The organism is Chryseobacterium jejuense (genome assembly GCF_017877355.1).
In the GTDB taxonomy this organism is placed as follows: Bacteria; Bacteroidota; Bacteroidia; order Flavobacteriales; family Weeksellaceae; genus Chryseobacterium; species Chryseobacterium jejuense_A.
Genome location: NZ_JAGIPR010000012.1, coordinates 59,923 through 84,480, shown reverse-complemented (window position 1 = coordinate 84,480; position 24,558 = coordinate 59,923). Strand labels below are relative to the sequence as shown.

General features: G+C 35.0%; 23 protein-coding genes. 18 read left to right on the top strand and 5 right to left on the bottom strand.

The annotated features are described in order from the left end of the window. Window positions 1-34: 34 nt before the first annotated feature. From J2772_RS20060 to J2772_RS20030, 7 genes are all read left to right on the top strand, one after another. Window positions 35-1,075, top strand: coding sequence for a TerC/Alx family metal homeostasis membrane protein (locus J2772_RS20060; RefSeq protein WP_209919851.1), 1,041 nt, complete (start codon window positions 35-37; stop codon window positions 1,073-1,075). A gap of 398 nt (window positions 1,076-1,473) precedes the next feature. Then, a complete protein-coding gene (locus J2772_RS20055; protein WP_209919849.1) occupies window positions 1,474-2,001 on the top strand; it encodes a TetR/AcrR family transcriptional regulator in 528 nt (175 codons plus the stop codon). Between the two features lie 7 nt (window positions 2,002-2,008). Then, window positions 2,009-2,422, top strand: coding sequence for a DUF1348 family protein (locus tag J2772_RS20050; RefSeq protein WP_209919847.1), 414 nt, complete (start codon window positions 2,009-2,011; stop codon window positions 2,420-2,422). A gap of 306 nt (window positions 2,423-2,728) precedes the next feature. Continuing rightward, complete coding sequence (locus tag J2772_RS20045) at window positions 2,729-5,362, top strand: hypothetical protein (RefSeq protein WP_209919845.1); 2,634 nt, start codon at window positions 2,729-2,731, stop codon at window positions 5,360-5,362. Window positions 5,363-5,372: 10 nt separating this feature from the next. Beyond that, a complete protein-coding gene (locus J2772_RS20040) occupies window positions 5,373-5,966 on the top strand; it encodes a hypothetical protein (protein ID WP_209919843.1) in 594 nt (197 codons plus the stop codon). Beyond that, entirely contained in the window at window positions 5,912-6,523 is a 612-nt protein-coding gene (locus J2772_RS20035; protein ID WP_209919841.1) for a hypothetical protein, read from the top strand. The genes J2772_RS20040 and J2772_RS20035 overlap by 55 nt, the downstream gene beginning before the upstream one ends. A gap of 4 nt (window positions 6,524-6,527) precedes the next feature. After that, window positions 6,528-7,091: a hypothetical protein gene (locus J2772_RS20030; protein WP_209919839.1), complete on the top strand. Its 564-nt coding sequence runs from the start codon at window positions 6,528-6,530 to the stop codon at window positions 7,089-7,091. A 212-nt stretch (window positions 7,092-7,303) separates the two neighbouring features. On the opposite strand, the gene J2772_RS20025 is transcribed toward J2772_RS20030, so the two are convergent. Beyond that, entirely contained in the window at window positions 7,304-8,311 is a 1,008-nt protein-coding gene (locus J2772_RS20025) for a catalase (RefSeq protein WP_209919837.1), read from the bottom strand. 306 nt (window positions 8,312-8,617) lie between these two features. Between J2772_RS20025 and J2772_RS20020 the strand changes: the two genes are divergently transcribed. From J2772_RS20020 to J2772_RS20000, 5 genes are all read left to right on the top strand, one after another. Next, window positions 8,618-9,052 (top strand): FKBP-type peptidyl-prolyl cis-trans isomerase, encoded by a 435-nt coding sequence (locus tag J2772_RS20020; RefSeq protein ID WP_209919835.1) that lies wholly within the window; start codon window positions 8,618-8,620, stop codon window positions 9,050-9,052. Window positions 9,053-9,192: 140 nt separating this feature from the next. After that, the gene (locus J2772_RS20015) at window positions 9,193-10,143 is read left to right on the top strand and encodes a hypothetical protein (protein ID WP_209919833.1); all 951 of its coding nucleotides are present in this window, start codon (window positions 9,193-9,195) and stop codon (window positions 10,141-10,143) included. A 64-nt stretch (window positions 10,144-10,207) separates the two neighbouring features. Beyond that, entirely contained in the window at window positions 10,208-10,618 is a 411-nt protein-coding gene (locus J2772_RS20010; protein WP_209919831.1) for an Rrf2 family transcriptional regulator, read from the top strand. Between the two features lie 60 nt (window positions 10,619-10,678). After that, complete coding sequence (locus tag J2772_RS20005; RefSeq protein WP_209919829.1) at window positions 10,679-11,332, top strand: NAD(P)-dependent oxidoreductase; 654 nt, start codon at window positions 10,679-10,681, stop codon at window positions 11,330-11,332. A 16-nt stretch (window positions 11,333-11,348) separates the two neighbouring features. Beyond that, on the top strand, window positions 11,349-12,521 hold the full coding sequence (locus J2772_RS20000; protein ID WP_209919827.1) for an MBL fold metallo-hydrolase: 1,173 nt from the start codon (window positions 11,349-11,351) through the stop codon (window positions 12,519-12,521). A gap of 691 nt (window positions 12,522-13,212) precedes the next feature. Here J2772_RS20000 and J2772_RS19995 read toward each other — a convergent pair. After that, a complete protein-coding gene (locus tag J2772_RS19995) occupies window positions 13,213-14,238 on the bottom strand; it encodes a M23 family metallopeptidase (RefSeq protein ID WP_209919825.1) in 1,026 nt (341 codons plus the stop codon). Window positions 14,239-14,463: 225 nt separating this feature from the next. Here J2772_RS19995 and J2772_RS19990 point away from each other — a divergent pair, with 225 nt between their 5' ends. The 4 genes from J2772_RS19990 to J2772_RS19975 all read left to right on the top strand — a co-directional run bounded on the left by J2772_RS19990 (window position 14,464) and on the right by J2772_RS19975 (window position 18,742). Then, window positions 14,464-15,504: an NAD(P)H-dependent glycerol-3-phosphate dehydrogenase gene (locus J2772_RS19990; protein WP_045493115.1), complete on the top strand. Its 1,041-nt coding sequence runs from the start codon at window positions 14,464-14,466 to the stop codon at window positions 15,502-15,504. 387 nt (window positions 15,505-15,891) lie between these two features. Further along, window positions 15,892-17,397, top strand: coding sequence for a malate dehydrogenase (quinone) (gene mqo, locus J2772_RS19985; protein WP_209919823.1), 1,506 nt, complete (start codon window positions 15,892-15,894; stop codon window positions 17,395-17,397). Window positions 17,398-17,472: 75 nt separating this feature from the next. Then, the gene (locus tag J2772_RS19980; RefSeq protein ID WP_045493119.1) at window positions 17,473-17,874 is read left to right on the top strand and encodes a hypothetical protein; all 402 of its coding nucleotides are present in this window, start codon (window positions 17,473-17,475) and stop codon (window positions 17,872-17,874) included. Window position 17,875: 1 nt separating this feature from the next. Next, on the top strand, window positions 17,876-18,742 hold the full coding sequence (locus J2772_RS19975; RefSeq protein WP_209919822.1) for an AadS family aminoglycoside 6-adenylyltransferase: 867 nt from the start codon (window positions 17,876-17,878) through the stop codon (window positions 18,740-18,742). Here J2772_RS19975 and J2772_RS19970 read toward each other — a convergent pair. Beyond that, the gene (locus J2772_RS19970) at window positions 18,739-20,319 is read right to left on the bottom strand and encodes a GMC family oxidoreductase N-terminal domain-containing protein (RefSeq protein ID WP_209919821.1); all 1,581 of its coding nucleotides are present in this window, start codon (window positions 20,317-20,319) and stop codon (window positions 18,739-18,741) included. The genes J2772_RS19975 and J2772_RS19970 overlap by 4 nt on opposite strands. Before the next feature lie 132 nt (window positions 20,320-20,451). Here J2772_RS19970 and J2772_RS19965 point away from each other — a divergent pair, with 132 nt between their 5' ends. Together J2772_RS19965 and J2772_RS19960 are read left to right on the top strand one after the other, a co-directional pair. Continuing rightward, on the top strand, window positions 20,452-21,069 hold the full coding sequence (locus J2772_RS19965) for a DUF1684 domain-containing protein (RefSeq protein WP_209919820.1): 618 nt from the start codon (window positions 20,452-20,454) through the stop codon (window positions 21,067-21,069). Window positions 21,070-21,071: 2 nt separating this feature from the next. Continuing rightward, the gene (locus tag J2772_RS19960; RefSeq protein WP_209919819.1) at window positions 21,072-21,548 is read left to right on the top strand and encodes a GNAT family N-acetyltransferase; all 477 of its coding nucleotides are present in this window, start codon (window positions 21,072-21,074) and stop codon (window positions 21,546-21,548) included. 68 nt (window positions 21,549-21,616) lie between these two features. Here the strand turns inward: J2772_RS19960 and recO are convergent, their stop codons facing one another. Beyond that, window positions 21,617-22,303: a DNA repair protein RecO gene (recO, locus tag J2772_RS19955; protein WP_209919818.1), complete on the bottom strand. Its 687-nt coding sequence runs from the start codon at window positions 22,301-22,303 to the stop codon at window positions 21,617-21,619. Next, entirely contained in the window at window positions 22,303-24,558 is a 2,256-nt protein-coding gene (locus J2772_RS19950) for a hypothetical protein (protein WP_209919817.1), read from the bottom strand. The genes recO and J2772_RS19950 overlap by 1 nt, the downstream gene beginning before the upstream one ends.

The window sequence follows — 24,558 nt, the reverse complement described above, 5'->3', positions numbered from 1 at the left end:
TCTATTGCTTTTATCATATAATAACATAACTCAAGTGGAACATCAAAGTATTTTAGAACTGCACCCGGGATTGGTCTGGGGATTTGCGATAACAGTTGTTATCATGCTGCTCCTGGATTTAGGAGTATTCAACAAAAAAAGTCATGAAGTCTCATCCAAAGAAGCGACCATCTGGTCAATTGTGTGGATCTCACTTTCCATGATCTTTTCAGGAGTCGTGTATTGGGTTTTCAATACAGACGGAACTCCGGAAAGTCATGCTATAGCGGTAGAGAAATTTACACAGTATCAAGCTGCCTACTGGATTGAAAAAGCCCTTTCTGTGGATAACTTATTCGTATTTATCCTTGTTTTCGGGTTCTTTAAAGTTCCGAAATACCTTCATCATAAAGTATTGTTTTGGGGGATTATCGGAGCATTGATATTCAGAGCGATATTTATCTTTGCAGGAGTAGGACTTATTAACCTTACTTATCTTCCTGAAATGAATATTTTCGGAAAAGCAGTACAGATCAACATAGTGATGGCCCTGTTCGGATTGTTTCTTGTGTACGCAGGAATCAAATCATGGGGTGATGGTGGCGATGATGACGATGAAGATTACAGCAATACAGCAGGAGCAAGACTGATCAAAAGTTTCTGGAAAGTTTCTGACAATTATGATGGAGATAAGTTCTTCACCATTCAGAACGGGATCAAAATGGCTACACCATTATTAGTAGTAGTAGGTGTTATTGAGTTTACAGACGTTCTTTTCGCAGTAGATTCCATTCCGGCGATCTTTGCGATTTCAAACGACCCGTTTATCCTGTACACATCGAATATCTTTGCGATTTTAGGTCTTAGATCATTATATTTCCTATTGGCAAACTTTATCCATATGTTTAGCAAACTTCCTTATGGATTAGCGATTATCCTATCATTCATCGGAGTTAAAATGCTTATTGCACCATGGATTCACATTTCTTCCCCAATTTCATTAGGAATTGTTGGTGGAGTATTAGTGATCTCGGTTCTTTTATCCGTTATCTTCCCTGAAAAAGAAGAAGAGGAAAAAGATAAATTGGAAGAATAATAGTATCATTACGATATATAAATTGCCCCCGAGAGTTTATCTTGGGGGCTTTTTTGTGAAGAGAGGGAAAGGAAGCCCTTTTAGAGAAATAAAGAATCATCTGCATTGTAATGAGATCATCATAATAAGAATACCCGAGTTCGGGATAATAAAATTAAGGATAATAGGCTGGAAGCTGAAAGAGAGAGGCTGGAAGTTACTATCGGAGCTACAATTTCTGAAGTTGCCATAAAATTTGATGAAGCAGTCTTTAAAGGAATAATAAATGATAGGGCTGTAAGTGGTTTTTTTTACCTCAACTCACTTTCCTCTCCAAGCTTCCCTCCAAATAAAATAGACAGACAAGTTTGTCTATTTTATTTTTTTCTACTATCTTTGCCTTATAAAATAAAATCAATATGAAATCTCCAAGAGAAAGAATTGTAGAAACAACGTTTGATCTGTTTGCAAAGCAAGGATATAATTCTACAGGAATCAATCAGATCATTTCTGATGCAGGAGTGGCCAAAGCAAGCTTTTATCTTCATTTCAAATCCAAAGAAGATTTATGTGTGGAGTTTCTTAATGTAAGACATGAATACTGGTTCAATCAGCTTCATACTTTTACTGCCCAATCAGAAGATCTCCATTCAAAGATACTCAAGGCCTTTGATTTTCTGATATATATGAATGAGAGGGAGAACTTCAGAGGCTGCAGTTTCCTGAATATTTTATCAGAAATCCCGATGGATAATGTTAAAATTTTAAACGTAATTCAAGCCCATAAAGCTGATCTCAGAAATTATTTTCTGGAATTACTAAAAGATGATACTCTTTCCGATCATATCTATATGCTTTTTGAAAGCAGCATTATAGAAAGTCAGCTTTTTAAATCGAATGAACTGATATTGAAATCAAAAAAAATAGTCACCAATTTAATCCCTTAAATAAACAATGGAACAGAAACATCCGCTTCCGCCTTTCACACTTGAAACAGCAAAGCAAAAAATTCAAATGGCAGAAGATGCCTGGAACAGTCAGGATCCTGAAAAAGTCTCCAAAGCCTATACTATTGACAGTGAGTGGAGAAACAGAGATACATTTGTCAAAGGAAGAGAAGAGATCTTCTTATTTCTGCAGAAGAAATGGGAAAAAGAACTCAATTATAAGCTTAAGAAAGAATACTGGGCACATACAGAAAACCGTATTGCCGTTCGTTTTGAATATGAATACCAGACAAAAGAAGGAAATTGGTTCAGAGCCTATGGAAATGAAAACTGGGAATTTGATGAGAACGGATTAATGGCTAAAAGATACGCAAGTATTAATGATCTTGCTATAAAAGAAGACGATCGAAAGTTTAGATAAAAGAATAAAACCGAGAGTAAAGATTCAAAGGTTTTTCCTTGCCACGAATGCACAAATTATAAGTGTATTCGTGGCTTTTTTAATTTAATAGGTGTAATACAACTAAAAATAAATAGTTGTATAACTGCTACACTTTTAGATATTTATGAAAAAAAATATTTTCCAATAAAATAATATTTCTAAATTTGGAGAATTATTAATTTAAAACACACTTTATGAAAACACACATTTTAAATTCAGAGCTGTCCAGGCTCCTCATTGCTTATGATACTATAGAAAGAAACAATAACACTTAATTTCTATACCATGAGCAGGACGAGAATTGTAAAAGGGACTTATACTAAGATTTCTCAGGAAGGACATAACATGTATTCCAATAAAAATATAATCACTACCGCAGGGAATTCAATTACAGAAACAGGAGTAAAAGATGGGGTTAGTTATGGGGAGCCAAAAGACCCTCCTAAGCCTCCGATGATTGATTATCCTGAGCCTTTTTTTAATGGTGATATTATTTTTTGCAATGGATATCTGAGTAATCCCCAGAAAAATTTTGAATCCTATCTTAATGTAATTACTGATAAAGTTCCGGACGATCCAAAGGTAAAGCCATTAAGGGGAGCCAATATGAATGAAAAGAAAGTAACCGATGACGAGGATATCATGACCAATGATGAACTCGAAAAAATAAATGAGAAAGGAGGAGGAACCCTGTACAGTGAAAAAAACTATAAAGATACAGAGCATTTTCGTTGGCTGTTTGCTGCAAAGGAACAGTTTGAAGGGTATTGGGAAGGTTATGACAACGTTTCCGGGAAACTATACTCTCAAATATTCAAAGAGTATTTTCATGCAAAGGGGAATGCCCATTTCATTAACGGATCCCATGGATTGCAGTCATCCGGTGCACACCGTGTAGAACATGGTATTGCTCAGGGGTATGCCTGGGCAAAAAGAAAATGGAATATAAAGGAAAAGTCTGAAATTGATAAAATTAAGGATAAAAATCCCGGCGCTCTAAGCTACTCCCCTCAATATAAACCTGTAACCATTGTTGGTCATAGCCAGGGAGCTGCCATTGCTGCAGGGGTTGCTTTAGGGATAATTTATTATGCTAATGAACTGGGTTGGGAGGAAATGCCTATTAATATTTTATTTTTAGGAACTCATCAGCCACAGGGTTTATATGGGCAGGATTATGAAGGTTTCAAAAAATACTATTTTGAAGATTTTATCAATGAATGGGTGTTGGAATGGGTAGGAGATATCTTTTCCAAAGAAAAAATGTATCAGAACCAGGGGATTTATGAAAAAATGAATGAACTCCTTGGAGGCTCTTACTGGGGAGGGCTTATTGAAAGGGCAGTACAATTTACTTTCCCGAATGACAGAGCTTTATTTGTAACCCGGATGGGAGATATTCCATATGTAAAAAATGCATGTAGTGAAAAGGATAATTTATATATAGAAAGCTGGGGATTCTATAAAGGGGAAAGCCGTGAAGGTTTCTTTTCTGATGGCGATGGTTATCACTTTCCCAAAAGGCTTCTTGATAAAGCATTCAATCCGGATGGAAACCCCAATGAAAAAGGTCACACTTTCAGGAAATGTGCGAAAGAGTATTGGAAGGCCTATCACTACTATAAAGACTATCGCAATGAGATAAGGGCAAATCCCAAAAAGAAATATGCTGCTGCCTTGTATCCAATTCCTAAAATTGGAAGAGTGTTACCTTTATGGTTTCAGGATATTATGATGCAGTCCATTGCTAAAAAAGAAGGTATAAAAAAGAAAGTCTATATGGAGAGTGAACTTTACCGTCGTAAGCTTCATGCTCTGCTTGCCTTTGCAAAAGTACATGAAATGGAATTGCAGGCTCATTTTGCTCCGGTAGGTCTCATGTTTAATAAAGGTGTTTTATCAGATTGGGAACAATATCAGGATCAAACCATTTGGGATAGAATACAGGATGCAGGAAAAGATATTTTTTACAAAGTCCACTATTCTGATCAGGGGCAGGAAGATAAAAAGAAACAGGAAAAAGAATATGTAGAAGGCGAAGGAAAAAATAGACTGATAAAGACCAGTATTGCCAATACTCCCGGAATAAAAGAATGGGTAGATAAAGCGAAAGAAGAGCTTAAAGTTGAAAAACACTGGTATTCTGATATTCTGGATTGGTGGAACGGGAATAAGAAATATGATGGTTCCGGCTGGGGACATGGAGCAAGACAAGGGTTTGCTGAAGCGATTGGTCTTACAGATGGTAATATTGATAGTATTGTTGAGGCAGGGCTTTATTCAATGCTGCAAGCCGGAGAAGTTGATGTTAGCAATAGTGATAGATTGATTAGAGATATAAATGAAGATTCAGCAGTAATAGATAGGGAAAAATTAATTGCAGAACAAGTGATAAATCATCCTGAGTATCTAAAAGAGGAGTTTAGCTTTATATTTATTCATCCTAATCCTAAAAAAGGTAATGGAATTCAGCTTGGAGGAAAAAGATCTACTGAAAAAAGTATGTGGGAACAATTTAAGAATCCTTTTAGTACTAAATATCTTAAAACATGGAAAGTAGCAATCAATGAATTAGCTTGGTTATTACGAAGTATCTCATTGAAATCTATGGTTTACGTCAAAAAAGATGGATCAGTTAAAATTAAACATAACTTTGAGGATCAATTTGATTTGCGCCCATCTTCCAATGGAGAAAGAGTTATTGAGTATGACGTTGCATGTATTATATTAGGATTTCTTTATCACGACATTGCGGGAGGAAATGATCGGATGAAGATAAAAGGAAATTGGCAGAATACTTATTCTAAAGAACAAATTGATTGGAAGGTCAATTCAATTAAAAGAATTGAAGATGCAATGAATAAAATGGAAGATAAAATTGAACAAGAGCGTTTAAAATGGATTCGCGATACAAGATAAATTAATTGACATGAAAAAAATAAGCTTATTGCTAATATTTGTAATACTATTGTTAGGTTGTAATAAAGTAAAAAAAATGGAACAAAATATAATTTCTGAAAATCCTTATTTGACAGCTAAAATTGATAAATTTTATTGGGAGACATTGTCGGATGATACTAATTTAGTCCCCTTAATAAAACCATATCAGCTTATGCAGGTAACAGGTTCAGAAGACTGGTATCTACCTACACAGAGTAAGGACAGGTTTAACTTTAAGAATGGATCTTTCGTCGATTTATTTAGTCTTTCTACTGTTATTGAATGTAACATTAAACCCCCATATATTTTTGGAATTGATGAAGAGATTACTTCAATTCACCCTGATACCAATAAGCCATTTGCTATTAAGCCAAGATTGTACTTTATCATAAATTCAGAAAGTAATAAATTGGATGTATATGAAGATGTTGAATTATATAAGAATCAATTAAATAAATTAAATCTTCCTGACAGTTATTCAACACCTGATTATTTATTTGAACAATTTAAAAATAATCCTATTTTACCATGGTTTCCAGAGGTTGTCAAAAAGCAATTGGAAGAAGCAAGAGTAAGAAAATAAAAGGCAAAGTGAAGAATTGTATTTCTATTTTGCTTTTAATAATTTGTCTTTTTAGCTGTAATAAAGTAAAAGAAAAAATGCATGTACCAGATTATTCATACAAAGATGCAAAAATTGATGAGTTTTATTATGTTATTGAAACTGATGGAAGCAGTAATATAATTCCCTTGATAAAACCTTTTGATATGATTAAAGCTGGCTCTCCTCAAGAATGGCAATTGGCAACCTATGATTTACCTAATGAGTTAGGGAATGTGATTGCTCCTATTATATCTATAAATGTTTATCAGACCTATATGTATGGATATAAACCGTTCGAAAAGGATGAAGAGGATTCTAAATTTGATTCACCCGAAAAGTGGTTTATTCTTAATGCAGAAGATAGAAAGCTTACTTTTTTTGACAAGGAGCTTGATTTCAAGATGGAAATAAAAAAACTGAATCTTCCAGATCACCTTTTAAATCCTGACGCAGTCTTTGAGGAATATAAGGATCAACGTATTTTACCTTGGTTCCCCGAAAATATTAAAAAACAATTGGGAAAAGCAAAAAAATAACATTATGTTGGAAATTATCATTTTATTCGTTCTTACCGGACTTTCATTCTTATTTATGCTGTATGCTCTCTTCATGCTAATCATAAAAAAGAAGAAGTCTTTTAAATATCCTATTCTTATCAGTCTGGTTGCATTTATTTCTATAGGATGTTTTACTTTATACCAAACCGCTACCAAAACCTACAACAAAATAGATGATTTGCTTGTAAAAGGAGCTTCTAAAACAGGAGAAATTACAGGGAAAACGGTTACAGCTTTTGGAAAATCAGCTTATGATGGAGTGGGAACAGTTTTGAAAAATAAAACAGAGATACAGCCATCACTTAAGCAAAAGGGAATTGAGGTAGGTAAAATTTTGAATGAAGAAAATAATATGTTACAGGTTTACATAATATTTAATAAAGATTACAAAGGAAATGTAACTGTTAGAGTTAAAGATATTAATAATGAAGAGATAGGGAGATCTACAGTATATATCGAGGGGAAAACAGGTCAAGCCGATTATAAATCATTCATATTTAATCAATTGACAGATATTCCTGAACAATCAACAATTTTTATAGAGTAAAAAAGTAATTGCCAATGCAGATTTTACGTTGTTATTGTTGTTTATGATTTATTTTTCGACTGTAATAAGGTAGGATTTATAATTTGATTATTAGATACTTATATGAAAAAGCTAAAAACAAAAAAGAATATTGTAATAATATCCTTTTTTGTTTTATGGATGTTCACAATTGTAGTAAAACTTTATATTTATGCATCTCAGAGTAATTATAGCTAATTTTTTTTCCCATGCAGTAGCTTATTTATTTTTCTTCTTGTCTGGACAGATATTTTATAAGCCCCATCTCGAAGTTTCTGAATTTTCCCAACAGGCTGAAAAATGACCTTACTTTCAAAAGGATTAAATGAAAGCAATTCATTACTGCAATCACGAGGATCCAGTAAAGAATTCTTCTCTATTTTAACCTCACCAATTTTAATGTACGGCGAATTTTTCCATTCTACATTTAGTTTATTGATGGGCTGATCTTTAAGATCATAGCAAAGCTGAATCAGAACATCAGCTGTAAAATCATTCCTCTGAAGATAATTCTTTAACGCTTTTTTTATGTTCTGCTTCTTATCCATATTCTTATTAACGGATTTGGGGCTCAGCTTTATCTTCATCATATAATCTCCCAGCCGGTAAGCACCTACAGAATGATAATCAAATGAAAGAATAAAATCATTTCTCTTACTGAATAACTTGAAAGTATTCCTGATAAATGAACCTGTAAAAACAGATGGAATGGCTTTTATTATTTGTGTAATCAGAGAAAATAAACTGCTCCATTTCTTGATATAAAAAAGATTGATGGCTGTAAAGAGTTTTAAAAACGTAGAAACAGAATTTACCGGGAACAATGGAAAATTAACCAATGGATAATTGGAAAGCAGATTATTGTTTTCATCCCTGATCTGCACAGCAAAACCATAAGCAGGAATATCCCTTTTTGAATTTTTAATTTTGAACTGTGCATTGGAAAGCCTGATGAACAGATCAAATTTCTCTTTATCAAAAAAAGGTTTCAGAAATTCAGGAATATTGGGGTCTACCAAGAAGATTCCTTTTGAGACAGCATAAGTCTTTGCATGGGCATTTCTGGTAGCGTAATTGACATCGCTAATAGACGAAGATTGCTCAACAAAATCGGCAATCGTTTTTTTATTGATCTCCAGAAGTTTCTTTTCCTCTTCATTAAGTTCATCAAACTTCTTGTTATATAATATCGGATTTGGCATTTAGTTTTTAAATTCAATTATAACGCCAAGTTTCGGAATTTGTGTTAAGGAAATATTACAATTATTTGAATTTTGAGTAAGCAGGATACGGGATGCAGAAACATATAATTTTCCGAAATTATATGGATTTGTGATTGGTTTATTTAAGTTGTTGATAATTAGTGTTTAATGTGTTTTGTCAAATGTTTGTGAAAAGAGATTTTGCATCCAAATTGACAACTATTTAAGATGATAAACTTCGGATTTCTATTTTTCTGCTTCCGGTTTTCAATACCAAAAAGCCTTATCTTTGTAAAAAATTATAATATGGGAGTAGCAGATTTGTTATTTAAACGTAAAAAAGAATTAGCTGAAAAGAACCTTAAGGACGGTAAAGAATATATGGAAGAGTATGGTAAGAGAGAAAGTGTAGTTCAATTACCAAGCGGCTTACAATATGAAATTATCACGGAAGGTGATGGGGCAAAACCAGGACCCAAATCTACCGTAAAATGTCATTATCATGGAACTACCATTTCCGGGAAAGTTTTCGACAGTTCTGTAAAAAGAGGAACTCCGGCATCCTTCCCTCTAAACAGAGTGATTTCAGGATGGACAGAAGCCCTTCAGTTAATGACTGTTGGAAGTAAGTGGAGACTGATTATTCCACCGCATTTAGCATACGGAGATCAGGAGATCAGCAAAGAAATCGGACCAAACAGTACCCTTGTTTTTGAAGTAGAATTACTGGGTATTAAATAATCCGGCTTAAAAATAGATTAAAAAATTACCTGATTTCAGGTAATTTTTTTTATTTATACTATATTCGTATTGATGAATTATATTGAAACAGATTGATGATTTCTGACAATGATTCAGCTATGACACAAAAATTGGTTTAAATGAAAAAGATCTTTTACCTCTTTATTGTTTTCGGTTTGTTGACTTCTTGTGTTTCCAAGAAGAATCAGCTTATTCAACAGAACATACTTACTTTGAAGGATAGCTATTGTAAGGCTCCTTTCAAATATAACTATAGCGATAAAGTCCCTTCTTACAATTCGGATTCTATTTTAGCAGCCAATAAAGAGCTGAAGGAAATGTTTTCTGATCAGAGTATTCTGATTTTAAATGCATTGGATAATCTGGATGAGGTTCATGAGATTATGGACCTTAAAAAGGATTCATCCCTGGCTTCTCAGGTTAAAGTTTTGAGGTTAAAAACTAAAATCAATAGTAAAATTACCATTGCGCTTACAGAGTTAGATGCTGTAGCAGCTGAATTTGATTGCGAGGGCGAAAGAGTAGCCCAGATTGGAAACTATGTGGATAACCTCAACTCTTCCAGAAACAATAAGCTCATTCTGTATTCTATTATTACAGGAGCTGCAGCTTCCATTGCCGGAGGAATAGTTGGAGATCAGAGCTGGAGCAATGCTATTGATATCGGTGGAGGGGTCCTTGGAGCAGGTTTCGGTTTAGCAACCCTTAATCCGAAAGGGAAAAAAGTAGAATTTATTCACCAAAGAAACCTTCTGAGAGATATCTGGAAAGGAAAATTAGAATCTCCGAACTTCCCACCTTTTATTTGGTATATGTATACCGAAAAGAAATTCTCCAATAGGGAAGAGCGTTCTATTATCGGAAATATGAAAGAAAGATGGCTGCATTATCAGTTTGATGATGATACAACAGCTGCAGATCAGTCCGTTATTTTCAGTGATGGTGGATATTACAGGGCAGACGACCTTCATAACCGTGCGGCTATGCTTAATCAGATGCAGTCAGCTACACGAACAATCAATCAGAACATTAATTATTTACTGCTGGATTTGGATAAATTAATCCTTTAAGAAAAATTAATTGTAATAAATTTTGTTACAATTAAAATTTGTGTATCTTTGCAAAGTAATTACAATGAATAACACAAGATTTGCTACGGCAATACATATCATGACCTTATTGGCGAAAAGTCCTCAGGAGTGGCTCACTTCTGACTGGGTTGCGGGTAGTATCAATGTAAATCCTGTCATTGTACGTAAAGAGATCAGTGTCTTGAGAGAAGCAGGTTTAATTATCAGCAGACAAGGGAAAGAAGGTGGAAGTCAGCTTGCAAAAGAGGCAGGAAATATTACAATTTCTGAGATTTACAGATCGGTGAAAAATACAGAAGTATTAGGAAAGAAAAATCAAAATCCTAATCCTGCCTGTAGCGTAGGGAAAGAAATTAACCGTCATTTAAATACATTATTTGAAGAGACAGATCAGTTGGTAAGTCAGTTTTTAGGAGATAAGTCTTTGCAGGAATTCGCAGATCAGTTCGAATAAAAATTTTTTACCCTTAAATGTAACAAAATTTATTACAATTTAATTAAAAAATAAAATAGTATGAAAAAAGTAGCAGTAATTGGTGCAACCGGATTTGTAGGAGCACACATCGTAACAGAATTGGCAGACAGAGGATATGCAGTAGAAGCTTTAGTAAGAGACGCATCAAAGGTAAAAACACAGGAAAATGTAACAGCAAAAAGCATTGATGTAAACAATGTAGAAGAATTAGCAGAGGCTTTAAAAGGAAGTGATGCCGTAATCAGTGCCTTTAATGCAGGATGGACAAACCCAAATCTTTACAATGACTTTTTGAATGGTTCTGAAAATATTGAAAAAGCTGTAGAAGAATCAGGAGTAAAAAGACTGATCGTAGTAGGAGGAGCGGGAAGCCTTTATACACCGGATAATGTTCAGATTGTAGACACACCGGATTTTCCGGATGCTTACAAACCGGGAGCAACAGCTGCAAGGGATTATCTGAACAAAATCAAAGAAAATAATAATTTAGACTGGACTTTCTTCAGCCCCGCAATAGAAATGAATCAGGCTAACGTAGGAACAAGAACCGGAAAGTACAGAACATCACTGGAAACTCCTGTATTTGACGAAAACGGAAGAAGCCAACTTTCAGTAGAAGATGTAGCCGTAGTTCTAGTGGATGAACTAGAGCAGAACAACCACGTTCGTGAACGTTTTACAGCAGCTTACTAATTTAAAAAGAACAAAAATGTTAAAAAGAAAATTATTATCATTAATGGCTATTTTAGGTTTCATAAGCATATTTGCAGGGAATCTGAAGGTTAAAGTCTATAATCCTGGAACCAAGGCTATTTTCCCCATTACTTCTACCATTATTTATGGTGATAAGGATGCCATGCTTATTGATGCACAGTTTCAAAAGCAATATGCAGAACAGTTGGTAAAAGAAATCAAAGCAACCGGAAAAAATCTGAAAACGGTTTTTATCTCTCACAGCGATCCGGATTTCTATTTTGGGTTAGATGTGATTAAAAAAGCATTTCCTAACGTAAGAATTATTTCTACAGGACAAACGGCTTACCTTATTTCCGCTTCAAAGGATGATAAACTAGCAGTTTGGAAACCACAATTGAAAGCAGATGCCCCATCAGAAATCATTGTTCCGGAAGCAGTAACTGCTGTTCCTGATCTTGAAGGAAATAAAATTGAGATCAAACAGAATCCTGAGGATCCGGCTCACAGCTTTCTTTGGATTCCGTCTATTAAAACTGTTGCAGGAGGAATTTCAGTATCCGTAGATTCACATCTTTGGATGGCAGATACTCAGAATGTAAAAGCCATTGATCAATGGATCGGACAAATTGATGCGATGAAATCTTTAAAGCCTGAACAGGTAGTTCCATCACATTTTGCAAAACAGTCTTTGTCTCCTGTATCTTTGGATTTCGTTAAAACGTATCTTGAAAACTACAGAAAAGCCGTTACTGAAAATAAAACTTCATCCGCAATCGTAGATTTTATGGTCAAGAAATACCCGAATCTTCCCGGAAAAGATGAGTTGGAAATGGGCGTAAAAGTTTTCCTTGGAGAAATGGATTGGGATTTAAAATCACCCTATCCGGCAATTGGTCAAAAGGTAGAAGTTGATTTTGGAACTGTAAAATTCCTTTTAGATTTTAAAGACAACAAAACAATGACATTCACAGGGACAGCAGGAAACTCAAAAGATAGTACTGATACTGTAGAATATACAGCTGTGGAAGTAGCCAAGAATATTTTTATGGTGTACTGGCATGAGCCTCATTTAGGATCCAATGTCACGCATATTCAGGATTACAATAAAAACATAGTGTATTCCAATATTGCAGGACCAGACGGTACATTTACCCATCCGAAAGGAACACTTAAGATTTTAAAATAAAAATATTTCCAAAAGTACATGCAGTTATTGTATGTACTTTTTATTTATTTGAATTTCCCGCAGAATACACAGATACGCAGATCTATCCTTGTGAGAATTGCATTTATGATATTTGTGCTCTTCGTGTTTGAAAAAAGGATCAAAAAAGCTAACCACTAAATAATATCCTCAGAGCTTCATCAAATCAGTTTACTGATTCCCTCTTTGCTTCCTTAGAATTAAGCAGAAAGTATCTTAAAACTTTTCATTAAAATCATTTTCCGCAGAATACACAGATCTATTAGTGTGAGAATTACATTTGTGATATTGGTGAAATTATTAATGTTCTTCATTTTTGAAAAAAGGACCACAAAAGCTAACCACAAAATAATATCCTCAGAGCTTCATCAAATCAGCTTGCTGATTCCCTCTTTGCTTCCTTAGAATTAAATAGGAAGTATCTTAAAACTTTGCGTTAAAATCATTTCCTGCAGAATACGCAGATCTATCATTGTGAGAATTACATTTGTGATATTGGTAAAACTATTAGTGTTCTTCGTATTTAAAGAAAGAGCGTTCAAAAGCTTTGAATTGAAATAAGCTCTCATAGATCTATATTAGAAAAATCTGCATAATCTGCAAGAGCATGAAAATTTTACAAAGTCTATCTTTTAAAGCTCAAAAAAGCTGCCTCATAAGAGACAGCTTTCTTTTATAGATTCATAAACAACCTCGGATTTACCGGAGTATTGTTCTTATGTACTTCATAATGAAGATGAGGTCCGGTAGATCGTCCGGAGTTTCCAGATTTAGCAATTACCTGACCTACCTTTACTTTATCATTCACTTTGGAAACAAGTTGTGATAAATGTCCGTAAAGCGTAGCCAGTCCGTTTCCGTGGGAAACGATTACACAATTTCCGTAACCTCCTTTTTGTCCGGAGAAAATAACGGTTCCTGCGGCAGCGGCTCTTACCTCAGAACCAAATGCAACGGCAATATCTAATCCTTTATGGAATTGCATCTGATCTGCTTCAGCTGGAGGATTATTTTTTTCCATAGGAGCAGCTTTAGAAGTGGTAGTTCCGGCAATAGCTTTTGTGGCAGGAGCTGAAGAAGCGGGAGCAGGAGCTGCTTTTGGAGTCACCATCACTTTTACTTCTCTCTTATTTCCATAGCTGTCTGTTAATTCCACAATTTTTTCAACGGGTTCAGCCTTTACTTCCGGTTTTGGAGCTGAGGCAGCAACAGGTTTAGCTTCTGTAGCAGCGCTTGATTTTACCGAAGCAAAAACAGTTTTAAATGGAATAGGATTTTTTCTGATACCGAAATTAGATGAAATATATCCATCTGTAGGCATTCCTAATGGAACCTGCATCAGTTTTTTCTGTAGGTCCATCAGATATTGGCTATATCGGTTGGCTTGTTTGGAAAGATAAATAGAATTGGCAATACTGTCCTGATCAAGCATCATTAGCTTTTCATTGGAGATATCCTTAGACTTCAGGAAAGAATTCAGTTGGGTAACTGTTTGATCTACCAGAGTAAGATCAGTTTTCATTTTCAGATAATCTACACTGTCTTTCTCAGTGTTTATTTTTACAAGGTTTACTGCGTAGGTTTTGTCATCCCTCTCCGAGAAAAGTTTGGCAATGAAGATACCTTGTACAAAAACTACTAATAAAAGTCCTCCCAGGAGAATGTTTACGTTCTTCTTGCTGTTTAGAAATTTTTTCATATTTCCTCTCTTAGAATATTTAAAACGGTTTTAAGACTGCAAATTTAATTAAAAATAAGTTTTGTTGGTTATTCTTAATTAAAATTCAGTTTTTTCTGTATCTAACGCTTAATTGCATATTTAATTGTGCTGAAGCGTTATTTTTTTCAGAAAGTGGTTTTTTATCATGCTTTAAAGTATTCTGTTAAATCTTTGTTTAATATATTTGCAGTTCACATTCCAATTATGGCTAAAAAGAAAATTATTTCAGAATCTTCGAATCCAAAAAAGACTAAAAAGGATGTTTCTGTAGGAGTAGTAGGAAGCGGAAGTTTTGCAACTGCTATCGTAAAAATGCTTGTTGAAAATTGTAAAGTTGTGCACTGGTGTGTAAGAAGTGAGTTTGTAAAAGGAGCTATTGAGCTTCGTGGGCATAACCCGACTTATCTTACTGCTGCTCATTTCAATCTGAAGAGTTTAAAGTTGACCACAGATATTAATGAACTGGTTTCTGCCTGCGATGTTATTGTTTTGGCAACACCTTCCATTTACCTGTCCGATACTTTGGATAAGATGACTTGTGATTATTCGGATAAAATCTTTGTTTCTGCAATTAAAGGAATTATTCCTAAAGTAAATGATGTGGTAGCGCACTATCTGCGTGATGAGTTTAAAATCGGTTTCAGAAATCAGGCTGTAATTGCAGGACCTTGTCATGCTGAAGAAGTGGCGATGGAAAGACTTTCTTACCTTACCATAGCTACAGTAGAAGATGAAACTGCAAAAAAACTTGAAGGAGTTTTCAGTTCAGATTTCATTAAGGTACAGACCAGTAAAGATATCCTTGGAAATGAATACAGTGCTATCCTTAAAAATATTTTTGCTATTGGGGCGGGAATTGCAAGTGGATTAGGGTATGGAGATAACTTCACTGCTGTGTTTGTATCTAATGCCATCCGTGAGATGGAAATTTTCCTTGAAGCAATCTACGAAGCACCAAGAGATGTAAATGAAAGTGCTTATCTGGGAGACCTTCTGGTAACGGCTTATTCACTGTTCTCAAGAAACAGAAACCTTGGAAATCTTATTGGGAAAGGATATACTGTAAAATCTGCAATCCAATCAATGAATATGGTAGCAGAAGGATATTATGCGGCTCAGTCTATCTACAAAACTTCAAAGCAGAAAAATCTTAAGTTACCGATTATAGATACAGTGTATGCTATTCTTTATGAAGGTAAAAATGCTGAAAAACAGTTTAAGAAATTAACTGCGAAATTGAACTAAAAGAAATTTTAAAATATTTAAGCTCCGTTATACTTCTGTATGACGGAGTTTTTTGTTTTTTAACGCAGTGTTCGCAAAGATTAAAATTGAAGAATTCCAATTTCTGTACGAAGTGCCTTTGCGACCGGAAAATAAGCAATAATGAAGGGTTTCTTAGTGGTCATAGCGTTTAAAAAGTTTAAAAATTAAGCAGATATTCTAATGTCAGTTTAGCATTCAAATCTGATGGGTTTGATAAATCAAATGAACAAAATAAATTGATACTTTCCATCATATCAACTTGTGTAATTCATAAGTGTTTTTAGGACAAAAATTAACGTGTTAAAATCGTTAAACGCGTTTCTCTTTTTAAAACTTTTCCCGAAATTTGAACTAAAATTTAAAATTATGTCACAATCGCTTACAAGCAGAACACCGAAACCTAAATACGACGTTGTACTGATAGGGGGCGGAATCATGAGCGCCACTTTAGCAACGCTGCTTCATGAATTTGATCCAACACTTGAAATTGCTATCTTCGAAAGACTAGGAAGATTTGCCAAAGAAAGTACAGCAGCTTGGAACAACGCCGGAACAGGACACTCCGCATTTTGTGAGCTAAATTATACACCGGAAAATCCGGATGGCAGTATTGATATCAAGAAAGCTGAAAGTATTGCAGAACAATTTGAAATCTCAAAGCAATTCTGGGCGTATTTATTAACGAAAGGATATATTCAGGATCCAAAGGATTTTATTAATTCCTGTCCACACATGAGTTTGGTATTTGGAGAAAAAGATGCTGAATATCTTAAGAAGCGTCATGATAAAATGTCTGAATCTGTTCTTTTCTCCGGAATGGAGTTTTCTAAAGATCATGATAAGTTGAGAGAATGGATTCCATTGGTAATGAGCAAAAGAAACAAGTCTGAAATAATGGCGGCTACCAAAATGGATATGGGAACAGATGTTAACTTCGGAACCTTGACCAGAAAAATGGGAAGACATCTTTTGGAAGATTCAAAAGTTGAAGTATTCCTATATCACGAAGTGAAAGATATCAGCCCTAAAGAAGATGGTAAATGGGAAATGAAAGTGAAGGACAGAATCCATAACCATAAACAGGAGGTGAATGCTGATTTTGTATTCATAGGTGCCGGAGGATATGCACTTCCGTTATTGGATAGTTCTGACATTAAAGAGAGTGAAGGGTACGGAGGATTCCCGGTTTCCGGACAATGGCTGGTAACGCATAATCAGGAATTGGTAGAGAAGCACCATGCTAAAGTATATACGCAAGCAACAGTAGATGCCCCGCCAATGTCTGTTCCACATCTTGATCTTAGAATTATTGATGGGCAGAAGGCTCTTCTTTTCGGACCTTTCGCAGGGTTTTCAACAAAATTCCTGAAAGAAGGAAGTTATCTGGATTTACCGGAAAGTGTGAATACCAAAAATTTAAAATCTTTATTTGGAGCTTGGTGGCATAACCTTCCTCTGACTAAATACCTTATTCAGCAGGTAGCGATGACGAAATCTCAAAGAATGCAGCATTTAAGAGAATTCATCAAGGATGCTAAAGAAGAAGATTGGGAATTGAAAGTAGCAGGTCAAAGAGTTCAGATTATTAAGAAAGATGATAAGCTAGGTGGTAAACTGGAGTTCGGAACTGAAGTAGTAGTGAATAAAAACGGTACCATTGCGTCTTTATTGGGAGCTTCGCCAGGTGCATCCACAGCTGTACAGGCAATGCTTAATGTTCTTGAAAAGTGTTTCCCTGAGAAACTGAATGGAGAATGGAAGGCCAAGCTGCTGGAAATGGTTCCGTCATACGGACAAAAACTAGCAGATAATCCTGAGCTTACTGAAAAAGTAAGAGAATATACCAAGGAAAAACTGGAATTAGAATACTAAATATTAATAATGAGCAATGAATAACAAGCAATCCAAAAGCATTATTCATTGCTCATCACTTATTACTTATAAAAGGTGGAAGAAATAGTTATAAAGCCGGTTATAGCAAAAGAACTCCTGGAGTCTCTTCAAACAAAGATAGAAGAAGAGAAACAAGTGATTGTACACTGTTGCTTTCCTGCATCCCCATTTTTAGGGAATTTAATCAGGATCTGGCATTCAACCTATCTTTTTGATAACCAGTCTGAGCATAGAAGTAAGATGATTCATGCGGAGAATATTTCAATTTCTCCTTATTGGACGCCTGTACCATTTATGCAGGATTTTTGGTTTACACTTATATTTTCAGGGCTACCGAAAGACTGTAAAAGTTTTGATCTTAAAGAAGTTATTCCTGAAGAGGGAGGTTTCTTTGTAGAATCTATTAAAAGAAATTCCTCAGATGTTTATCGTGTGAAAATATCAGAATCTTATTAGTATGAAGGTAAGGGACGAAAAGCTGGAACAAATTATTCACTGGGCAGAAAATAATCCGGATATCCGCGCTGTTCTTTTAACCAGTTCATTGGTAAATCCCTATGCTCCTGTAGATGACTTTAGTGATCTTGATGTAGAACTGGTTTTTCAGAGTAGAAAGTTTTACGAAGACCATAATGAATGGATTAAGCTTTTCGGAGAACCAATTTCTATGGTGGAAGAAAATGATACTGCTTTTGATGGAAAACATGCCATGAAAATGGTTTTGTACAGAGATCATATTAAAGTTGATTTTAAACTTTATCAGGTATCAGAATTTTCTGAAGAAGTGAAAGAAGAAACACTTCCGGAAGATTGGGATCTTGGATATAAGGTTTTAGTAGATAAAGATGGGCTTACAAAGAATTTGAAGGCTCCAACTTATCAAACCATTATGATTCATCAGCCAACAGAAAAAGAGTTCAAACAATTACTGAATGATTTCTGGTGGGATACAACCTATGTGGCAAAATGCCTTAAACGTGGCGATATTTTCTATGCTAAATTCATGTCTGAAAATATATTGAGATCAGATTATCTGGTTCCTTTAATTGAATGGTATATTGCAAGCTCCCATAACTGGAATAATATAACCACCAACAAACATGGAAGACTCTTCAAAAAATATCTTTCTGTAGAATTATGGAATAGAGTAGAAGCAACCTTCTCAGGAAGTGATATTGAGGAAAATTGGGTTGCCTTGTTCGCTTTTGCTGATCTTGTTCATGACTTTGGAACTGCTTTGTCAGAAAAACTGAATTTTGAATATCCTCTTCAGCATGAAACTGACATCCGAAATTACCTTACAGAAGTAAAGGCACTGCCTTAAGCAAATTCATTCTTCCTGATTAGATTTTCAATACAATATTCTGCAATGGCTGTAATCGTTACAAACGGATTCACTCCAATGGTGCCGGGAATTAAAGATCCATCTAATACATACAGATTTTCATGATCTTTTAGCTTTCCAAACTCATTGGTAGCTTCTCCCAATACACATCCGCCGAGTGGATGATAACAAATATCCGCTCCAAAACCATTGTTGAACAGGAAGTGGCTTCTGGTCCCACCATTTGCATTGTTCATTTTTCGGATAAAATACCTGGCGTTCTCTCTCATTTTGGCCGTGTTGCTTTCGTCCCACTTCAAAGTAATTTTCTTATTGATTGTATCATAACTTACTTCTCCTTTTTTATCCACTCTGTTGATAAGGAGATATAAAGCTGTAGCAACATCCATTCCCATAGGTAAAGGAGCAATTTCTGTGAAAAAAGGATGTTCTTTATCATCCCAGTTATCAATTCCACCCACCGGAATGGTTGATTGTTTAGAACCTGTTCCACCGGACAATGGTTTTACCCAGTTTCTTCCAGTCATAAAATTACCGTTGTTTCCCCAGTTCTTACCAATGTTTTCATGAACAGGAAGATGATTAAGGGCATTAGAATGCAATAACAGCCGTAAAGTTCCCATGGTTCCCGCTGATAAAATCAGTTTTTTACAATCAAAAGCTTTGTCTGCAACTACTTTTCCAGAGGTGTCAATTTGCTGAACATTGAGGGTGTAGCTTTTATCATCATTGAGTTTGATATGATCTACACAATGAAGATCCAGTATTTCAAGATTTCCGGTTTCCATAGCTTTTTTCAGATAAGTTTTATCTAAGCTGTTTTTACCATGGTTATTTCCATAGATCACTTCTGTATTAAGGGCAGAACGTGGAACTTCATTTAAATATTCCTTTTCCATATATTTAAAATCATATACATTGGGTACCCGCATGGTTTTAAAACCGGCTTTATGGGCTTCTTCTTCACCTACTCTTGTGAATTTATAATAAGGACAGTCTTTTAAAAACTGTTCATCAATAACATTTACTTTGAGCTCTTCCCGAACCAGAGGAAAGTAATGAGTGTAAAACTTTTCAGCGTCAAGATTGGGGAAAACTTCTTTGAAATAGCTTTCTTTGGGAGTTACAGCCATTCCTCCATTAACCAGCGAACCTCCGCCAACACCTCTTCCCACCCAGATTTTAAGATGTTCAAAATCCAGACGGTCCAGTGTTCCGGTAAAAGGAGTGAGAGAGAATAAATTCATGAAAGGAGCAATACTTTTCTTTTTCAGCCATGCAGAACTTTTTCCGGGCTTTAGAAGGTTGGAGTATGGAATACCTGCTTTTTCCCAGTTAAGACCCATTTCCAGAAGCACAACTTTTTTTCCCGCTTCACACAGGCGCAAAGCTGAAACAGCACCTCCGTATCCACTTCCAATGATAATAATTGGTGCATCTATAGTTTCTTTAATCTTGTTGTTTCTTCGTTCAGCTGCCTGAAAAAGATCTGATTGTAGAAAATAAAAACCTGAGATAGCCAGTATACCTGTTTTAATGAATTTCTTTCTGTCCATGGGCTTTGCTGCTCAAAAAGTATGCTAGATTAAAAGGAACTTATTTTATTTAAAACAGATTATACTTTTTTAGTACATTTTTAACTTTTCATGCGCTGAAAAATTCATAGTTTTACTTATAATTTAAAGTTCATGAAAAAATATATATTGATATTTTTACTTCTTCCTTTATTTACCTTTTCTCAAAAAATGGTTTCAAAAGAGGTAATGGAAATCAAAAAATTTCAGAAAAATCTTGATGCAGAATATCTGGATCCTAAACAAACTCCATTACGGGGAGATAATTTTAAAAATTTTAAAGGGCATCCGTTTTTTCCTTTTAATCTAAAATATCGGGTGACTGCAAAATTTGTTAAAACCAAAGATGCACAGCCTTTTGAACTGCCAACGTCCTCAGGTAAAACAAAGTCTTATAAAGAATATGGTAAAGCAACATTTGAACTGGATGGAAAGCCTTATACATTGACTTTATACCAAAGCCTTGACTTGATTAAACAGGATAAATATAAAGATTATCTTTTTCTTCCATTCCGTGATGCTACCAATGAAAAAGAAACCTATGGTGGCGGAAAGTATATGGATTTGAAGATTCCGAAAGGGAATACCATAGTTCTGGATTTTAATCAGTCTTATCATCCGTTTTGTGCTTATAATGCCTACGATTATAATTGCCCTATTGTTCCTGAAGAAAATAAACTTCCTGTGGAAATACGTGCAGGGGTAATGTATGAAGATATTTACCATCATTAGTTATGATTAGATTAGAATTTTTTAACCCAGAGAAGCATCTTTCAGGAGTTAGTTATAGTTTAGACGAAAATCAGTTGCGTTTTACCGCTTCTGCCAATCAGGCTTTACAAAATATTGAGGAAAGGGATGATAATGATGCATTTCCCATTACAATCTTGGAAAATGATGTTCCGGCAGGATTTTTTGTTCTCGATTTTGGAAAAGATAAATTCGAGCTTACGGATAATCAAAACTCTGTTCTGGTAAGATCTTTATCTGTAAACCCTGAAATGCAGGGTAGGGGAATCGGAAAAGTGGCAATGATACTGGTAGATGATTTTGTAAATGAAAATTTTAAACATTGTGATGAAATTGTTTTGGCAGTGAATCAGAAAAATGATTCGGCTTATCACATTTACTTGAAGGCAGGATATATCTATGATGGTAAAACCAGGATTGGAAGGAGCGGCCTACAATATCTGATGTATAAAAAGATTTAAATTATTATGACAAAAGAGGTAAATGAATTTGAAAAATAGTTTTATTTCCAGCTCTCTTTATCTCTAGATTATTCAAATATCTGTTGTATCACTTCCAATGATGCAGGGGTTTTAAAATCTGTAATATGGTAATGATAGTATACCAAAAGACTGTCCAGGAAATCTTTTCTTAGAGAAGAATGTATTTTTACACTATAAAGATTTTCAGCAGTGAGAATATTTTTCCAAATCTTAGAAATTTCTTCACTGAATAGCTGATGGGAGGGAACTGTAGAAAAAGTTCCAGTTTCCGGATCTAAAAAGTTCCCGTCACCTATTAAGGGAGCAACTCCCTGTACTTTTAGTATAACGAACAGAAACAACAAATGACACTGATAGTTTTGTTGTTCCAGCTCAGCAATAAACCTTTCAATACTGAAAAATATAGTAGGGTTTTTATTTTCTAGTCTGAGGACCTGATTAAGAAAGTCTGAAATAAAGAATATGACAGTACCTGCCTTGATATCGGCATAAGCATCATTTCCTTTTATTAGCTCAAATTTTGAGATTGTGGGTATTCCATTGCCTCTTACAGGGCTAATGGAGAAGTTCAGCTTATTCAAGGGCTGCAGGAAGGCTTTCTTTTTATTTTTTCGGGAATAAATTCCTTTTAGAAAATAAGACTGAAAGCCATCCTCCTGAGTAAAACAATGCAATACAACATCATTTTCCCCATATTTGATGAATGAAAGTAAAAAACCGTTTTGTGTATTCATTAATTGACCACGCCTATTTTAGCTGTCGCTTTATCAGAACCGTCTTCATTGGTCATAAGTACAAAGTAAATTCCCGATGCTACTCTGGCACCTCGCTGGTTGTTAAGATCCCATTCATAAGTTCCTCCTCGTGCTACTGCAGAATGTACAACATTTCCTGCAGCGTCAACGATTCTTATGTTGGTTTTTTCTGCTAATCCCTTAATGGTAACTTTCCCTTTGAAATTAGAATAAACCACAGGGTTAGGATACACCATTACTTCTCCAAAGTTGGAGGTTACATCTGTGATATCTCCCTGATAAGTTACAATACCGTTATAGGTTACAAAATATACTTTTCCTGTTTTTTTATCTACTTTTATGTCGGTAACAGTATTGGTAGGAAGAGGGGAGTTTTCCATGGTAAAATGTTTGATGGTCCTTTGACCATCTGCAGAAAGGTAATATACACCACCTCCATCTACAGACACCCATTTGTAATTTCCTCCGTCTGTCTCTATCTGAAGAATACTGGAATCTCTGAAGAGCTCTTCGCCAATTCCGTTTTGTTCTATAATTATAGGATTAACTTTAGGCTCAGGAGCTTTTATTGCAGTAGCAGCATTAGATAGTACTCTTACTCCTTTGTCTGTACTAATCCATACATCACCGGATTTGTCTGCCGCTACGGATAATGTTCCGGAAGCAGTAGATGGAAACCCGTTTTTTTCATCTAATATATAATCGGTATCATCAGAAAAGTTGAGCGGATCTTTATAATCATACACCCAAAAAGCATTTGTCCTTGATAAAGGTATCCATAACATATTTTCATAAATGATAGGTTTTTGTACAGATGCACTTTTAAAATTAGATATTTTTAGATTGAAATCATCTTTAGCCTTGTCATAAACTGCCACTGCGGGACCCGCGCTATTATATGAAAATACAGCGAAAATATTGTTTTGAGCGTCAGTTGTAAGACCTACCGCTCGTCTATCTCCACCAGTGGCTTGTACTGGATAGTATTTTACAAAATCAAAGTCTTTGTTTGAAGCATTATATTTCAGTTTATAGATTCCCTGAGCATTCATTGTATAGTTTGCAAAGAGAACTTCACTATTATCAAGAGGATTAAGGATAGCATCTAATACATTGATAGATCCCGTAAAAGTTTTAAAGTAAGAAGGATAGATCCATTCTGTACCATTAAAATAGTAAAATACAGGTCTTTTAGGGTTATTTATTGGAGTATTGTATCTTGCCACCCTTGCTCCAGTGGAAACCAATAACTGATTGTTATCGTGTATGCTTATTTTATAGGCAAAATTAAATTCTGGTCCGGATGGTCTATAAGTATGATTACTTTCATCCTTTATTCCTGATAATACGGTTCCGCCAAATAATTTTCCGCCAGCCATCGTAGCGGTATTACATTGCTCTCCAAAATCTGTAGCATTCGAATTGGTTCCGTTAAGACCAAAAGTATATACTCGGCTGTCCGTAACTACAATATTATTTTCTGTTACAACAACATCCTGAATATTTCCAAGGTTAATAGGTAACTGAATAGGAGCTCCATTATTATAAATGAATGCAGCGGTAGCAGAAGAAAAGGCTAATTCCGATTCGGAATCAATATGTTTGAAGGCTCCCGGAATTTCAGTAACCCATGTAGAATATGCCGGGAAAGTATTATTTATTTCATGGCTCTTCAAACCTGAATTAGTAACAGAGTATACCTTATTTCCGAATATGGTAGCTTCATTACTGGCCTCAAATGTTCCTCCATTCAGGAAAAATACAGAATCAATGAATTCTTTCTTTTTTATGTTAAATATTGAGACTCCATAACCTACGGAAATTGTAGCTCTATCTCCTGTGATAGAGATATGATTGATTTTTTTATTTCCGTTATACCCAGTAGCGATAGGAATATCAACAATGTATTTAACCTCATTAGGAGTAACCACATCTATGGCTCCGTTTTCATAACCAATAACTCCTGTTTTGCTTTTGGGATCATAATCGAAAGCTGTTATACCTATATTATGAAGACCATTTGCTTTAGACAACTTCGTAATTTCTCCTGTTGATATGGTATAGTAGAATATCCCGTTTTCTGTAGCAGCTACTATTCTTCCATTGTCTTCCTTCATGGCTAAGACATTATTATAGGAAAAGAGATCTGCCCATTTTTTTGATGAAATGACCTGAGCTTTTGTAAACTGCAGGGAGGCTAAAATACCAAGAGAAATTAGAGAGAGTTTTTTCAT